Origin of the sequence: Loktanella sp. M215, from assembly GCF_021735925.1 — a bacterium.
Lineage (GTDB): Bacteria > Pseudomonadota > Alphaproteobacteria > Rhodobacterales > Rhodobacteraceae > Loktanella.
The window spans coordinates 3525257-3539702 of the sequence record NZ_WMEA01000001.1 but is presented as its reverse complement, the minus strand read 5'-3'; the positions used below and the strand labels follow the sequence as shown (position 1 = coordinate 3539702).

The following is a 14446-nucleotide window of genomic DNA, read 5'->3' as shown; positions in this document are numbered from 1 at the left end:
GTCTCCTTCAGGCGGCAGGCAGCGCGCGCTGCATCAGATCATAGGGGTGTTTCCAGCCGGGCGTGGCCGCGATGCGGTCCAGCCAGGCGTCGACATTGGGAAATGCGGTGCGGTCGAACCCGAAGGGTTCGGTATAGAACAGGTAACCGCAGCAGGCGATATCGGCGATGGTCAGTTCCTCGGTCGCCAGCCACGCGCGGTCCGCCAGATGCGTGTCCATCACCTTCAAGGCGGACGTCAGACGCATCAGCATGAAGTCGTTGACCTCCGCGCTGCGCTTGTCCTCTGGCAGAAAGTTCGTGTTGAAGCGCAGGGGACCCGCGACGCCGCTGACCTTGTGGTTGTCGAAGAACATCCAGCGCAGCACCTCGCGCCGCTGATCGGCACTCTTGCCGCCAAGCTTGCTGGTCTTTGATGTAATGTAGTCCTGAATCACCGCCGACTGGGTGATCACCAGATCGCCATCGACCATGACCGGCACCTCGCCCATCACGTTGAGGGCGCGAAATTCCGGGGTCCGGGTGGCACCCTTGAAAAAATCGACGAAGACCGGCTCCCATTCCACCCCCGCAAGGGTCATCGTCAGCGCCGCCTTGTAGGCGTTGCCGCTTTCGCCGAAGCAATGAAGCTTGATCGTCATGTCGTGCCTCCTCTTGTGATGCAGCCCCCGGTGGGTGTGCTGCTCTTTGAGTGTTTTTGGAAAAAGCGAGGACAAGTCCCGCGCTCTTAAATCAACTGTTAACCTTGCCGTGCCAGCCGCGTCTTGCGGTACAGGCTGGAGAGCCGATGACCGTAAAAAGCGAGGACCCGGTTCGCAGTGCTGCGCCTCTTCCTACGACGTTTGGGAACTCTCGGCGGATCGGGCCTCATCCCCCGTCCTCGCTTTTTTTTCAAATACTCCCGCCGGAGGCTTCTGCCGTCTCCGCGGCCGCAGCCTTCACTTCTTGCGCGCCTCCAGCTCCGCGTTGAACAACCGCAGTCGGTGACCGAACGTATCCTCGTCGAGGATGCTGTCGAAGTTCTCGAACAGGAACGACAGCGCCTCGCCTTCGTCCAGCCCCGCATCCCGTGCGAATTTCTTCAATCGGCGGTAGCCGTCCTCGGTCATGGCGACCGGAAAGCGGCGAGTCAGGCGCAGGCGTTTGGGCATGGGACGGTCCTCCTTGAGGCGGCAGGGTAGGGCGGGGCGCAGCCCGCCGCCACCTCAAAAATGCGCGGCCTCCAGCGCCATGACCGTGTCGGCACCCGTGTTGATGCGCGCCAGATGCAGCGCCGTCGCGGGCAATTGCCGGGCCATGTAGTAGCGTCCCGTGGCGATCTTGGTCTCGTAGAAGGCCGTATCGCTGGCACCACCCTCCAGCGCGTCCATCGCCGCCTTGGCACTGCGCGCCCACATGTAGCCCAGGCAGACGTGGCCCATCAGGTGCATGAAGTCGTAGGATCCCGACAGCGCGTTGTTCGGGTTCTTCATCGACCCCATGAAATACATCGCCGCCGCCTGCATGTCCTTGCTCGCCGCCTTCAGCGGGTCGAGGAAATCCTTTTTCAGCGCAGCATCGCCATCGTTTTCCTTGATGAAGGTCTTGATCATGTCGAAGAAGCCCATCAGGTGCTTGCCGCCGTCGATGGCCAGCTTGCGGCCCACGAGGTCAAGCGCCTGCACACCGTTGGCGCCTTCGTAGATCATGGCGATCCGGGCGTCGCGGGCGAACTGGGACATGCCCCATTCCTCGATGTAGCCATGCCCGCCGTAGACCTGCTGGGCGGCGACGGCATACTCAAAACCCTTGTCGGTCAGGAAGCCCTTGATGACCGGCGTCATCAGCGACACCAGACCTTCGGCCTGCGCATCGCCGGTCTTGTGGGCGCGGTCCAGCAGGCTGGCGCCCCAGAAGGTGAAGGCCCGCGCCCCTTCGTTGAAGGACTTCTGGTCCATCAGGTTGCGGCGGATATCGGGGTGCACGATCAGCGGGTCGGCGGGGCCGTCGGGGTTCTGCACGCCGGTCACGGCACGGCCCTGCAGGCGGTCATTGGCATAGGCCACGGCGTTCTCGTAGGCCACGACGGATTGCGCATAGCCTTGCAGGCCGACGCCCAGGCGCGCCTCGTTCATCATGACGAACATGGCGCGCATGCCCTTGTGCTCTTCGCCGATCAGATAGCCCGTGGCTGCGTCATAGTTCATCACGCAGGTCGAATTGCCGTGGATGCCCATCTTCTCCTCGATCTTGCCGACCGAGACGCCGTTGCGATCGCCCAGCGACCCGTCGTCCTTGACGATGAACTTCGGCACGATGAACAGCGACACGCCTTTGATACCGTCCGGCCCGCCGGGGATCTTAGCCAGCACGAGGTGGATGATGTTGTCGGCCATGTCGTGGTCGCCAGCTGAGATAAAGATCTTCTGCCCCGTCACCTTGTAGCTGCCGTCGTCCTGCGGCACGGCCTTCGTGCGCATCAGACCCAGATCGGTGCCGCAATGCGGCTCTGTCAGGTTCATCGTGCCGGTCCATTCGCACGACGCGAGCTTGGGCAGGAACATGTCCTTCTGCGCCTCAGACCCGTGGGCGAGGATCGCGGAATAGGCGCCATGGGTCAGACCCTGGTACATGTTGAAGGCCATGTTGGCGCTGACCATCGGCTCGTTCGCGGCCGTGTGCATGACGTAAGGCAGGCCCTGGCCACCGTATTTTTCCTCCGCGTCAAGGGCTGTCCAGCCGCCCTCGCGTACCTGATCGAAGGCCGCCTTGAACCCGGTGGGTGTGCGCACCACGCCGTTTTCCAGATGGCAGCCTTCGGTGTCACCCACCGCATTCAGCGGTTGCAGCACGTTGGACGACAGCTTGCCCACCTCCTCCAGCACCGCGGCGGTAAAGTCGCGGTCCAGATCGCCATAGCCGGGAATGTCCTGTTCGGACACGCGCAGCAGGTCGTGCAGGACGAACTGATAATCCTTGAGCGGTGCGGTATAGCTTGGCATCTCGTGTCTCTCCCTCGTGTCGGTGTCTGTCTGTTCAGGCGGCGCTGCTGGCCTGACCCGAAATCTCTTTCAACTTGTCTGCGCCCCATTGCATCTGGGCCTTCAGTTCCGTGATCGCCTCGTCCAGTTCGGCGCGCTGCGCTTCCATGTCGGCCAGATGCTTCTCGGCCAGCGTGTAGGTCTGGCTCAGCTGGGTCAGCTGACCGTCCCCCATGGCGTAAAGGTCCAGCAGCTGCCTGATCTCTTCGAGGCTGAAGCCGAAGCGCTTGCCGCGCAGGATCAGTTTCAGCCGTGCCCGGTCGGACCGGGTGAACAGGCGGCGCTGCCCCTCGCGGACCGGGAACAAAAGCTCCTTGGCCTCGTAGAACCGGAGGGTCCGGGGGGTCACGTCGAAGGCGTCGCACATCTGGCGGATGTTCAGGGTTTCGGTCGGCATCATTGTCTCCACGTCTGGCGGTTGGACCCGTCAGATCGTCTCTTGCGTCAGACCTTACAATGAATGTTGACGTTAACGTAAACATGACGTGACGTCAGAAAAACGGTGACGACAGGTCACGTAAGTTTCCGCAGCGTCAGCGCAATTTTATGACCCGGCGTCAGCCGAGCGAGGCGGCGGTTTCATCCCGCAGGCGTTGCAGCTCTGCCATCGTCTCGTCCAGCTGGCGGCGCTGTTCGGCCAGTTCCAGCATCTGCCGGTCGGCCAGCGTGATCCAGGTCTGCATTTGCGCCCGCGTGCCTTCCTTTTCGTAGATCAGCAGCCATTGGCGGATGTCCTCCAGCGCGAAACCGAAGCGTCGCCCGCGCATGATCAGCGTCATGCGCGCCTGTTCGCGCGCGCCATAGAGCCGCGCCCGTCCTTCGCGGTCGGGCGTCAGAAGCTCGATGTATTCGTAATAGCGCAGGGTGCGCGGCGTCACGTCGTAACGCGCGCACATCTCCTTGAACGACAGACGGCTCTCGGGCATCGGGCTCCTCCTTGACGTGAACGTAGCGCCGCGCCCCCCCGGGCGCAAACGGTCAGTTCATGAAACCGGGGGCTAGCCAGTGGAACCCGTAGGCCAGAATGATCGCCGGGACCGAGGAATAAAGCGTCGCCCGCACCGCCGCCCGCGGGTCCAGTGCGATCGCCGGGAACAGCGCGTCGCCATCGTTGGAAATCGCGTTGCCCATCAGCGCCGCAAAGGGGATCAGCCCGCCCGCATACAGCGTCGTGACCAGCACCTGCGGCCCGCAGCCCGGCACCAGCCCGACCAGCACGCCCATCAGCGGCAACAGCGGCGCGACCGACCCGAAAAGCGCCTCCAGATCGAAACTGCCGAAGGCCACGATATAATCATAGGCAAGGTAGGCGCCGATCACCCAGACCGAGATGAAGGCCGTCTCCTCCGCCATCCGCGTCACAGGACTGTCGGCGGTGTTGGTCATCGCCTGCAGGCGCGAGGTGACCCAGACGAAAAGCCCCGCCGCCGTGCCGCCCAGACCCACGATGGGCAAGACCGGGCCATAGACCGCGGCCACGTCGGCGCCGGTCAGCTGCGTGATCCCGATGACCAGACCTGGCAGGGCGAAACAGGCAAAACCCACGTCCTTGGCTCGCGTCCGCCCGATCAGCGGGGCCAGTTCGCAGGACCCCCCACGCGCCCCCGGTTCCGGCGCGCCCGGCAGGGCATCGACGATCCAGCCGCTCAGGATACCCACGGCAAAAGACAGCGGCAGCACCACCAGCGCCGCATCGGGTCGCGTCGCGATCAGCAGGAACGCCGCATCGCCCATCGTCGCCGTCAATGTCGCCACGACAGCGCCGAACCCCACATGCCCAGAGCTATAGGCCGCCACGACGACCACGGCCCCCCCGCAGCCGGGCGTCGCCCCCAGCAGGGCGGCCAGCGGCACCTGCCAGCCGCGCGCGTTTTGCAACGCCGTGCCGATGTTGAACCGGAAGACCCGCTCGGCCCCGTAGAACAGGATCAGCGTCGCCGCGACAAAGCCCGAGACCTGCGTGAAGGCATCCGTCATCAGCCCCCGCGTCAGCGCACCAAGCTCGCCCGGAAACGCCGCCAGCGCCAGCAGCACCAGCGCCACGCCCAGGCGGCGTGGCCTGAACAGGCCAACATGCCGGGCAGGGGGCGTGATCGTCGTGGTGGCGGTCATTGGCATTACTACTTGCGAACCATTCTCAAGTTTAACATAGGGGTTGCGCGCATCGCCGCAAGTGCGAAGTTGTCGCGGACTTGAAAAGGCCCACCCATGACCGACAGCCCCCAGATGCCCCCCGACACCCAGATCGACCGCCGCAAGCAGGTGGCGGCGCAATTCATCGCGATTATCCCCCACGCCAGCGCGCTTGGCATGCAGATGACCGCTGTGGGGGATGGAGAGGCCACAATCACCATGCCCTACGACGCCCGCCTCGTGGGCGATCCGGACACCGGCGTGATCCACGGCGGCGCCGTCTCTGCGCTGATGGACACCTGCTGCGGTGCCGCGGTCATGGTGCACCCGGCCGCAGGGCTGGGCACGGCCACCATCGACCTGCGCATCGACTACATGCGCCCCGCGACCCCGGGCCAGACCATCACCGCAAAGGCCACCTGCTACCACGTCACCCGCTCCGTCGCCTTCGTGCGCGCCGTGGCACTGGACGAAGACACCGACCGCCCGGTCGCCTCCGCCACCGGTGCCTTTACCGTCGAGCGTCCCCGCAAGCCGCAGGCCACATCATGAGCATGCCGCCCAAACGCGCCCGCCCGGAACCCGTGCAGGTCGTCAAGCAGCGCCGCGACGCCACCCTGCAGGGCCTCGTCGACGGTGTGCCCTACATCCGCTTCCTCGGCATCCAGTTCGAACGTCACGGCGACGAGCTGACCGCCGTGCTGCCCTTCGCCGACATGCTGATCGGCAACCCGGCGATCCCGGCGCTCCACGGCGGCGTCACCGCCGCCTTCATGGAGGTCGCGGCCATCATCGAACTCAGCTGGGCGATGCTGTGGGAAGACATGGAATCGGGCGCCGAGGCGATCCCCCGCCGCCTGCCCAAGACCATCGACTTCAACGTCGACTACCTCCGCTCCGGCCTGCCGCGCGACGCCTACGCCCGTGCCCGCGTGAATCGCTCCGGCCGCCGCTACGCGAGCGTCCATGTCGAGGCCTGGCAGGACAACCGCGCGCGGCTGTTCGCGCAGGCCACGGGGCATTTCCTGATGCCGGTCCGCGGCGAGGACTGAGATGAACCTCACGCACCGCCGGGTGCTGCACATCGCGCTGCCGGTGGTGATCTCGAACGCGACGGTGCCGATCCTCGGCGTCGTCGACACCGGAGTCGTGGGTCAGCTGGGGCAGGCGGCCCCGATCGGGGCCGTGGGCATCGGCGCGATCATCCTGACGGCGATCTACTGGGTCTTCGGCTTCCTGCGCATGGGCACATCCGGCCTCACCGCACAGGCCATCGGTGAGGAGAATACCCCAGAGGTCGCGGCCCTTTTGTCCCGCGCCCTCATCATCGGCGTCACGGCAGGTGCAATCATCATCGCCGCCCAGACCCTCCTCTTCGCCGGGGCCTTCGCCATCTCTCCGGCCAGTGCCGAGGTCGAAACCCTCGCCCGCAACTACATGGCGATCCGCGTCTGGTCCGCCCCCGCCGCCATCGCGCTCTACGGCATCACCGGCTGGCTGATCGCACAGGAACGCACCGGCGCCGTGCTGCTGATCCAGGTGCTGATGAACGGCGCCAACATCACCCTCGACCTCATCTTCGTGCTGCACCTCGGCTGGGGCGTGCCGGGGGTCGCCGCAGCCACGGTCATCGCCGAATGGTCCGGCCTGGCACTCGGCCTCTGGCTCTGCCGCGCGGCCTTCCGCGTCCCCGCCTGGCGCGACTGGCCGCGGGTCTTCGACCGCGCCCGCCTGATCCGCATGGGCATCGTCAACGGCGACATCCTGATCCGCAGCGTCCTGCTGCAGGCGATCTTCGTCAGCTTCCTGTTCTGGGGCGCGCATTTCGGCGACATCCAGCTCGCCGCCAACCAGATCCTGCTGCAGTTCCTCGAGGTCACGGCCTACGCCCTCGACGGCTTCGCCATCGCAGCAGAATCCCTCGTGGGGCAAGCACTGGGCCGCCGCGACCGTCCCGCCCTGCGCCGCGCCGCGCTCCTGACCTCCGGCTGGGGCGCCGCGATCTGCGCTGCCTTGGCGCTGGCCTTCGCGCTTCTGGGCGGCACCGTCATCGACATCATGACCACGGCGCCAGAAGTGCAGACCGCCGCCCGCCACTACCTGCCCTACATGGTGCTGGCTCCCATCGCGGGCGTCGCCGCCTGGATGCTCGACGGCATCTTCATCGGCGCCACCCGCACCACCGACATGCGCAACATGATGGTGGTCTCGACACTCCTCTACTTCGCCGCCGTCATCCCGCTCATGGCGCTCTTCGGTAATCACGGCCTCTGGATCGGCCTTCTGCTCTCCTTCGTCTTCCGCGGCCTCACCCTCGGCTGGCGATACCCCGCCCTCGAACGCGCGGCACTCTCCCCTTCTTCTGGTTGAAAATACTTCGGGGGGCGGCGCAGCCGTGGGGGCAGCGCCCCCTCCGCCCTCTCGACTCTGCACTCACCCTCAGCGATAATCACCCCATGTCCTTACCCCCCGGTTTCATCGACGAATTGCGCACCCGCCTGTCGCTGTCACAGGTCGTCGGGCGCAAGGTCATGTGGGACAACAAGAAGTCCAATCAGGGCCGCGGCGACATGTGGGCGCCGTGCCCGTTCCATCAGGAAAAATCCGCCAGCTTCCACGTCGACGACCGCAAGGGATTCTACTACTGCTTCGGCTGCCACGCCAAAGGCGACGCCATCTCCTTCGTGCGCGAGACCGAGAATGTCGACTTCATGGAGGCGATCCGCATCCTCGCAGGTGAAGCCGGCCTGCCGATGCCCGAACGCGACCCCCGCGCGCAGGAAAAGGCCGACACCCGCACCGAACTGGCCGAGGTGATGGAGCAGGCGGTCCAGCACTTCCGCCTGAACCTGCAAACCGCTGCCGCAGGTCCCGCCCGCGACTACCTCGCCCGCCGGGGCCTCAGCCCCGAGGCGCAGGCGCGCTGGGACATCGGCTTCGCCCCCGACAACGGCGGCGTGCTTGCCGCCCTCACCGCCAAGGGTGTGGCGCAGAAGCTGGTGATCGACGCAGGGCTCGCGGCTGTCAGCGACCGGGGCGGCGCCCCCTACGACCGCTTCCGCGGCCGCATCATGTTCCCGATCCGCGACGCGCGGGGCAGGGCGATCGCCTTCGGCGGCCGGGCAATGGACCTGAACGCCAAAGCGAAATACTACAACTCGCCGGAAACAGAACTCTTCGACAAGTCCCGCACCCTCTACAACGTGCAGAACGCCCGCACCGCCGCCGGCAAGGGCACGCCCCTCGTCGTCGCCGAAGGCTACATGGACGTCATCGCGCTCAGCGAGGCCGGGTTCGCCGCCGCCGTCGCCCCCCTCGGCACTGCCGTCACCGAACACCACCTCCACATGCTCTGGCGGATCTCGCCCGAACCGATCATTGCGCTCGACGGCGACACCGCCGGCCTGCGCGCCGCGATGCGCGTCATCGACCTCGCCCTGCCGCTTCTCGCCGCCGGGCAGTCCTTGCGATTCGCCGTCATGCCCGCCGGCCTCGACCCCGACGACGTGATCAAGCAGCAGGGTCGCGACGCCATGCAGGCGATCATCGACGCCGCCATGCCCATGGTGCAACTGCTCTGGCAGCGCGAAACCGAAGGCCGCGTCTTCGACAGCCCCGAACGCCGCGCGGCGCTGGACAAGTCGCTGCGCGACAAGATCAAGCTGATCGCCGACCCCTCGATCCGCAGCCACTACGGCGAGGCGATCAAGGAAATGCGCTGGGACCTCTTCCGCACCCGCAAGCCGCAGAACAAGGCCTTCACGCCGCGCAAGGCGCAGAAATGGAACCCCAAGCAGCAGCCGTGGGAACGCGACCTCTCGCCCGTCGCCTCCAACAAGCGCTCGATCCTCGGCGCCGGGGCCGCCGACGAATCCCACATGCGCGAGGCGGTGATCCTCGCCACCCTGATCGCCACACCCGCCGCCCTGCACGCCTTCCTCGCCCCGCTGGAGCTGATGGATTGCACCGACCCCGACCACGCCCGTCTGCGCGACGCGATCCTGCGCTGCGCCGACGACACGGACCTGACCACCCACCTGCACGCCTGCGTGGGTGAAGAGGCCGTGGCCCGCATCCTGACCCAGCGCGACGTCGTCCTGACCTCCGGCCTGCGCAAACCCGGCGACGTCGATTTCGCCCGCCGCTGCCTCGCCGAAAGCTTCGCCAAGCTGACCGCCGCCCGTGCGCTGCCGCGCGAGGTCTCCGAAGCGGTGGAGGACGTCGACGCCGCCGACGAGGGGCTGACATGGCGTCTGGGCGAGGCGGTGCGCGCCGTCGCCAAGTCCAGCCAGATCGGTGGCGAGGACAACGCCGAGATCGTCATCGCCGAAAACGGCTTTGGCATGGACAAGTCCGAACGCGCCGCATTTGATGCGATCCTGCAGGCGCTGACGATTGCAAAACCGCCGCGCGACCCTAAGTAGGGCAGAACCGATACGCTCGTGGACAGGCGAACGAGGGGGGTGCGTGCAACAGGGGCTGTAAATTCTGCCCTTTCCGGTTGCGAATCAGCCGCGTACAGCGTTGATTCGTTGCAACCGAATCACCCGCCCATCCGATTCGCCAGACACGCCGTCGCCCGCTGACACGAGGAGCCCCGAGACATGGCCGCCAAAGACAACGACGACCGCAAGGACGATAGCGACAGCGACATCAGCCTCGACATGAGCCAGGCCGCCGTCAAGAAGATGATCGCCGACGCGCGCGAGCGGGGCTACATCACCTATGACCAGCTGAACGCCGTCCTGCCCCCCGAACAGGTCTCCTCCGACCAGATCGAGGATGTGATGTCGATGCTCTCCGAGATGGGCATCCAAGTCACCGAAGAAGAAGAATCCGAGGAAAGCGAAGAGCCCGCCGGCAATACCGAGGTCGCCACGATCCAGGGTGGCCGCGACGTGGCGCTGGGCGGGGCAGAGGCTGAAAAGCTCGACCGCACCGACGACCCCGTCCGCATGTACCTGCGCGAGATGGGCAGCGTCGAACTGCTGTCCCGCGAAGGCGAAATCGCCATCGCCAAGCGGATCGAGGCCGGTCGCAACACGATGATCCTCGGGCTCTGCGAAAGCCCGCTGACCTTCCAGGCGATCACGATCTGGCGCGACGAACTTCTGTCCGAAGACATTCTGCTGCGCGACGTCATCGACCTTGAAACCACCTTCGGCAACCAGCTGGGCGACGACGACAGCGAAGAACCCGTCGTCACCGCCGGCGGCGACACCGGGTCCAAGGACGACGACGATAAGTCCGAACTCGACGCCGACGGCAACCCCATCGCCAAGGACGACGAGGAAGACGACGACGAGCAGGCCAACATGAGCCTCGCGGCCATGGAAGCCGCCCTGAAGCCGCGCGTGCTGGAAACCCTCGAAATCATCGCCAGCGACTTCGGCAAACTGTCGGAAATGCAGGACGCCCGCATGTCCGCCACCCTGAACGAGGACAGCAGCTTCTCGACCGGAGAGGAGGAGACCTACCAGTCCCTGCGCTCCGAGATCGTGGAACGCGTGAACTCGCTGCACCTGCACAACAACCGCATCGAAGCGCTGATCGACCAGCTTTACGGCATCAACCGCCGGATCATGCAGATCGACAGCGCGATGGTCAAACTCGCCGACCAGGCCCGCATCAACCGCCGCGAATTTATCGACGCCTACCGCGGTCGTGAACTCGACCCGAACTGGCTGGAAGACATCGCCGAAAAGGCCGGTCGCGGCTGGCAGGCGCTGATCGAACGCTCCACCGACAAGATCGAAGAACTGCGCGGCGACATGGCGCAGGTCGGCCAATATGTCGGCGTCGATATCACCGAATTCCGCCGCATCGTGTCACAGGTCCAGAAGGGCGAAAAAGAAGCCCGCCAGGCCAAGAAGGAAATGGTCGAGGCGAACCTCCGCCTCGTCATCTCCATCGCCAAAAAGTACACGAACCGCGGGCTGCAATTCCTTGATCTTATTCAGGAAGGCAACATCGGCCTAATGAAGGCCGTGGACAAGTTCGAATACCGCCGCGGCTACAAGTTCTCGACCTACGCGACATGGTGGATCCGTCAGGCGATCACGCGTTCGATCGCCGATCAGGCCCGCACGATCCGCATCCCGGTCCACATGATCGAGACGATCAACAAGCTGGTCCGCACGGGCCGCCAGATGCTGCACGAAATCGGCCGCGAACCGACACCAGAGGAACTGGCCGAAAAGCTCCAGATGCCGCTCGAAAAGGTTCGCAAGGTGATGAAGATCGCCAAGGAACCGATCTCGCTGGAAACGCCGATCGGCGACGAGGAAGACAGCCAGCTTGGCGACTTCATCGAAGACAAGAACGCAATCCTGCCGCTGGATTCCGCCATCCAGGAAAACCTGAAGGAAACCACGACCCGCGTTCTGGCCTCCCTCACACCGCGCGAGGAGCGCGTGCTGCGCATGCGCTTCGGCATCGGCATGAACACCGACCACACGCTGGAAGAGGTCGGCCAGCAGTTCAGCGTCACCCGCGAACGCATCCGCCAGATCGAGGCGAAGGCCCTGCGCAAGCTCAAGCACCCCAGCCGTTCGCGCAAGCTGCGCAGCTTCCTGGACCAGTAGGCGGGTGGCGTGGCTGTCGAAACTCTTCGGATCGAAACCTGCCGCTGACGCGCCCGCACAAGAGGGATTGTCAGAGGACTACAACGGCTTCACCATCACGCCCAACCCGATGCGCGAAGGTAGCACCTACCGCGTCGCCGCACGCATCACGGCCGATGTCGACGGCGTGGCCAAGGTCCACCAGCTGATCCGCGCCGACACGATGCAGGACCTCGACGACGCGCGCAAAGCCTCGCTGAACAAGGCTCGCCAGATGATCGACGAACAGGGCAAAGCCCTTTTCGACAGCTAGACCCGATCAGGCGTATCGCCCGAAAGGCCCGCCGCAGCGGGCCTTTCGCCGATTCAACCGGCGCCGGAAACCACCGTCACCCGGTCAGGCCAGATGCGTCTTGAAATGCGCCAGCGTCCGCTCCCACGACAGCTCTGCCGCCGCTGCGTCATAGCGTGGCGTGCTGTCGTTGTGGAACCCGTGGTTCACGTCCGGATAGATGAACGCCTCATAACTGGTCCCCGCAGCCTCCAGCGCCGCTTCATACGCGGGCCAGCCTTCGTTCACCCGCTCGTCCAGCCCGGCGTAATGGATCAGCAGCGCCGCCGCGATCTTGGGCACATCCGCCGCATCCGGCTGCCGGCCGTAGTAGGGGACAGCGGCCTTCAACTCCGGATAGGCCACCGCCGCCGCATTGGCGACACCGCCGCCATAGCAGAACCCGGTGATCCCGACGTTGCCCGTCGATCCCTCATGCGCCATCATGAACTCGACGGCCGCAAAGAAGTCGTTCATCAGCTTCTCCGGATCGACGCTGGCCTGCAGATCGCGCCCCTCCGCATCGTTGCCCGGATACCCGCCCACGGATGTCAGCCCGTCGGGGGCCAGCGCCATGAACCCCGCCTTGGCCAGCCGGCGCGCCACATCCTCGATGTAGGGGTTCAGTCCCCGGTTCTCGTGGACGACCACCACGGCAGGCAGAGGCCCCTCGACCCCCGCAGGCCGCACCAGATAGCCGCGCACCTCGCCATGCCCGTTGGGTGACGGATAGGTGATGTATTCCGGCGTAATGGCCTCGTCATTGAATGACACCTGCTCGGCCAGCGCATAATTTGGCGCCATCAGCCCCAGAATCCCCGCCGCCGTCATGCCGCCCACGGCGAACTTTGCGGCACCGTCCAGAAACTCGCGTTTCGTGATCATCCCGTGGGCATAGAAATCATAAAGCTCCAGCAGCTTGGGGTCGAAATCCTTGGCCGTCAGTCGCGTCATCGCGCAATCCTTCCTGTCAGGGCCGGAGATCATGCCCCGACACCCGGCAGCCTAACGCACCGTTCCCCTCTGCCAAGCGCCCATCCCACACCTCACGAACTGCTGATCGACGCGCGGCGCCCCCCCCCCTCTCTGTTTCAGAAATATCCCCGCCGGAGGCACCTGATTTTCACCGAAAATCAGGTCACCCCCCGCTGGCATCACCCGCGCGGCATCAGGAACACTTCGCGCACGTCGTTCAGCTCCGACGCATTCAGTGCCAGCATCACCGCATCGGCTACATCGTCGGGCTGCAGCTTGTCGGGCTTGCGTTCGTCAAAGAACCCGGTGTTCACCATCCCCGGTGCAACCACCGTGCAGCGCCCGCCCCACTCCTTCATCTCCTCGGCCAGATTGCCGGCATAGCCGTGCACGAACCACTTGGTGGCCCCATAGACGGACCCCGCAATATGCCGCCGCCCGGCGGCGGACCCGGTCATCACCATGTGACCCTTGTTCGGTTTCAGATAGGGCAGTGCGGCCTTCACCGTCTTCAGCATCCCCATGACGTTCAGGTCGACCATCCCCTGCCAGTCGTCGACCTCGCCCTTCTCGGCGCCGCCTTTGGACGTGCCGCGCCCGGCATTGGCAAAGGCCGCGTTCACCGTCCCGAATGTCTCGCTCAGCGTCTTCAGCGCCGCCGCCTGGTCGTCAAAGCTGGTCGCATCCCCCGGCAGCGCCAGCGCCCGGTCGCCCAGATCCGCCACCAGATCGCGCAGCTTGTCCTCCGACCGGGCGAACAGCCCGACGTTCCAGCCCGCGGCCACCGCCTTGCGCGCTGTCGCCGCGCCAATGCCGCTGGATGCGCCGGTGATGAAGAGTGTCTTGTCGGCCATGATGGTCTCCTTATGCTGTCTGTTGACACCCCAACGCGGCCCGCCAACCCGAGGTTCACCGATGCAGACGACTTTCACGATTCCGACGCGGGGGCAGGGCCTTTACGACTTCACCGATCAGGTCGCTGCCTGGGCCACCGGCACCGGCCTGCTCACGCTCTTCATCCGCCATACCTCCGCCAGCCTGCTGATTCAGGAAAACGCCGATCCAGAGGTGCAGAGCGACCTGCTGCACTACCTCGCCCGCCTCGTGCCGCCCGCGACCGACCCGGCCATGTCATACCTGACCCACACCTACGAAGGGCCCGACGACATGCCGGCCCACATCAAGGCCGCCCTGCTGCCGGTGTCCCTCTCGATCCCCGTGACCGCCGGTCATCTGGCGCTTGGCACATGGCAGGGGATCTACCTCTTCGAACATCGCAACGCCCCGCACAGTCGTCAGGTCGCGGCCCATCTGGGGTGACGTGCTACAAAAGACTCACTCACGACCCTCCAGATGCGGGGGGTGCGCGCAGCCCCTACCCAAAGGCTGGGGCGCCGCCTATAGTCGCTGTGGATAACTTGGGGG

15 protein-coding genes are annotated in these 14446 nt (G+C 65.4%); 7 read left to right on the top strand and 8 right to left on the bottom strand.

What is annotated here, in order from left to right; genetic code table 11:
- Positions 1-7: 7 nt before the first annotated feature.
- The 6 genes from GLR48_RS17400 to GLR48_RS17375 form a co-directional block, all read right to left on the bottom strand.
- The gene (locus tag GLR48_RS17400) at positions 8-640 is read right to left on the bottom strand and encodes a glutathione S-transferase family protein (RefSeq protein WP_237063263.1); all 633 of its coding nucleotides are present in this window, start codon (positions 638-640) and stop codon (positions 8-10) included.
- 297 nt (positions 641-937) lie between these two features.
- On the bottom strand, positions 938-1150 hold the full coding sequence (locus GLR48_RS17395; RefSeq protein WP_237063260.1) for a hypothetical protein: 213 nt from the start codon (positions 1148-1150) through the stop codon (positions 938-940).
- 54 nt (positions 1151-1204) lie between these two features.
- Positions 1205-2980, bottom strand: a complete 1776-nt coding sequence (locus GLR48_RS17390; protein WP_237063258.1) for an acyl-CoA dehydrogenase C-terminal domain-containing protein — start codon at positions 2978-2980, stop codon at positions 1205-1207.
- 34 nt (positions 2981-3014) lie between these two features.
- Positions 3015-3416 (bottom strand): MerR family transcriptional regulator, encoded by a 402-nt coding sequence (locus tag GLR48_RS17385; protein WP_237063257.1) that lies wholly within the window; start codon positions 3414-3416, stop codon positions 3015-3017.
- A gap of 160 nt (positions 3417-3576) precedes the next feature.
- On the bottom strand, positions 3577-3945 hold the full coding sequence (locus GLR48_RS17380; RefSeq protein ID WP_237063255.1) for a MerR family transcriptional regulator: 369 nt from the start codon (positions 3943-3945) through the stop codon (positions 3577-3579).
- Between the two features lie 52 nt (positions 3946-3997).
- Complete coding sequence (locus tag GLR48_RS17375) at positions 3998-5131, bottom strand: putative manganese transporter (protein WP_237063254.1); 1134 nt, start codon at positions 5129-5131, stop codon at positions 3998-4000.
- 96 nt (positions 5132-5227) lie between these two features.
- On the opposite strand from GLR48_RS17375, the gene GLR48_RS17370 reads away from it, so the two are divergent.
- The 6 genes from GLR48_RS17370 to GLR48_RS17345 all read left to right on the top strand — a co-directional run bounded on the left by GLR48_RS17370 (position 5228) and on the right by GLR48_RS17345 (position 12028).
- Positions 5228-5704: a PaaI family thioesterase gene (locus GLR48_RS17370; protein WP_237063253.1), complete on the top strand. Its 477-nt coding sequence runs from the start codon at positions 5228-5230 to the stop codon at positions 5702-5704.
- Entirely contained in the window at positions 5701-6204 is a 504-nt protein-coding gene (locus GLR48_RS17365) for a PaaI family thioesterase (protein WP_237063252.1), read from the top strand. Before GLR48_RS17370 ends, GLR48_RS17365 begins: the two co-directional genes overlap by 4 nt.
- 1 nt (position 6205) lies before the next feature.
- Positions 6206-7522 (top strand): MATE family efflux transporter, encoded by a 1317-nt coding sequence (locus GLR48_RS17360; protein ID WP_237063251.1) that lies wholly within the window; start codon positions 6206-6208, stop codon positions 7520-7522.
- Between the two features lie 86 nt (positions 7523-7608).
- Entirely contained in the window at positions 7609-9576 is a 1968-nt protein-coding gene (gene dnaG / locus GLR48_RS17355; protein WP_237063250.1) for a DNA primase, read from the top strand.
- A 180-nt stretch (positions 9577-9756) separates the two neighbouring features.
- A complete protein-coding gene (gene rpoD / locus GLR48_RS17350) occupies positions 9757-11736 on the top strand; it encodes an RNA polymerase sigma factor RpoD (protein ID WP_237063249.1) in 1980 nt (659 codons plus the stop codon).
- Between the two features lie 4 nt (positions 11737-11740).
- Positions 11741-12028: an HlyU family transcriptional regulator gene (locus GLR48_RS17345; RefSeq protein ID WP_237063248.1), complete on the top strand. Its 288-nt coding sequence runs from the start codon at positions 11741-11743 to the stop codon at positions 12026-12028.
- Between the two features lie 84 nt (positions 12029-12112).
- On the opposite strand, the gene yghX is transcribed toward GLR48_RS17345, so the two are convergent.
- Both yghX and GLR48_RS17335 read right to left on the bottom strand, forming a co-directional pair.
- Positions 12113-13000 (bottom strand): YghX family hydrolase, encoded by an 888-nt coding sequence (gene yghX, locus GLR48_RS17340; protein ID WP_237063247.1) that lies wholly within the window; start codon positions 12998-13000, stop codon positions 12113-12115.
- Between the two features lie 200 nt (positions 13001-13200).
- Positions 13201-13875, bottom strand: coding sequence for an SDR family oxidoreductase (locus GLR48_RS17335; RefSeq protein ID WP_237063246.1), 675 nt, complete (start codon positions 13873-13875; stop codon positions 13201-13203).
- A gap of 61 nt (positions 13876-13936) precedes the next feature.
- On the opposite strand from GLR48_RS17335, the gene GLR48_RS17330 reads away from it, so the two are divergent.
- A complete protein-coding gene (locus tag GLR48_RS17330) occupies positions 13937-14341 on the top strand; it encodes a secondary thiamine-phosphate synthase enzyme YjbQ (RefSeq protein ID WP_237063245.1) in 405 nt (134 codons plus the stop codon).
- Positions 14342-14446: the final 105 nt, after the last annotated feature.

Excerpts from the sequence above, each read along its gene's own strand:
- GLR48_RS17400 (WP_237063263.1), bottom strand. The coding sequence starts at position 640 with ATGACGATCAAGCTTCATTGCTTCGGCGAAAGCGGCAACGCCTACAAG.
- GLR48_RS17395 (WP_237063260.1), bottom strand. The coding sequence starts at position 1,150 with ATGCCCAAACGCCTGCGCCTGACTCGCCGCTTTCCGGTCGCCATGACC.
- GLR48_RS17390 (WP_237063258.1), bottom strand. The coding sequence starts at position 2,980 with ATGCCAAGCTATACCGCACCGCTCAAGGATTATCAGTTCGTCCTGCAC.
- GLR48_RS17385 (WP_237063257.1), bottom strand. The coding sequence starts at position 3,416 with ATGCCGACCGAAACCCTGAACATCCGCCAGATGTGCGACGCCTTCGAC.
- GLR48_RS17380 (WP_237063255.1), bottom strand. The coding sequence starts at position 3,945 with ATGCCCGAGAGCCGTCTGTCGTTCAAGGAGATGTGCGCGCGTTACGAC.
- GLR48_RS17375 (WP_237063254.1), bottom strand. The coding sequence starts at position 5,131 with ATGACCGCCACCACGACGATCACGCCCCCTGCCCGGCATGTTGGCCTG.
- GLR48_RS17370 (WP_237063253.1), top strand. The coding sequence starts at position 5,228 with ATGACCGACAGCCCCCAGATGCCCCCCGACACCCAGATCGACCGCCGC.
- GLR48_RS17365 (WP_237063252.1), top strand. The coding sequence starts at position 5,701 with ATGAGCATGCCGCCCAAACGCGCCCGCCCGGAACCCGTGCAGGTCGTC.
- GLR48_RS17360 (WP_237063251.1), top strand. The coding sequence starts at position 6,206 with ATGAACCTCACGCACCGCCGGGTGCTGCACATCGCGCTGCCGGTGGTG.
- dnaG (WP_237063250.1), top strand. The coding sequence starts at position 7,609 with ATGTCCTTACCCCCCGGTTTCATCGACGAATTGCGCACCCGCCTGTCG.
- rpoD (WP_237063249.1), top strand. The coding sequence starts at position 9,757 with ATGGCCGCCAAAGACAACGACGACCGCAAGGACGATAGCGACAGCGAC.
- yghX (WP_237063247.1), bottom strand. The coding sequence starts at position 13,000 with ATGACGCGACTGACGGCCAAGGATTTCGACCCCAAGCTGCTGGAGCTT.
- GLR48_RS17335 (WP_237063246.1), bottom strand. The coding sequence starts at position 13,875 with ATGGCCGACAAGACACTCTTCATCACCGGCGCATCCAGCGGCATTGGC.
- GLR48_RS17330 (WP_237063245.1), top strand. The coding sequence starts at position 13,937 with ATGCAGACGACTTTCACGATTCCGACGCGGGGGCAGGGCCTTTACGAC.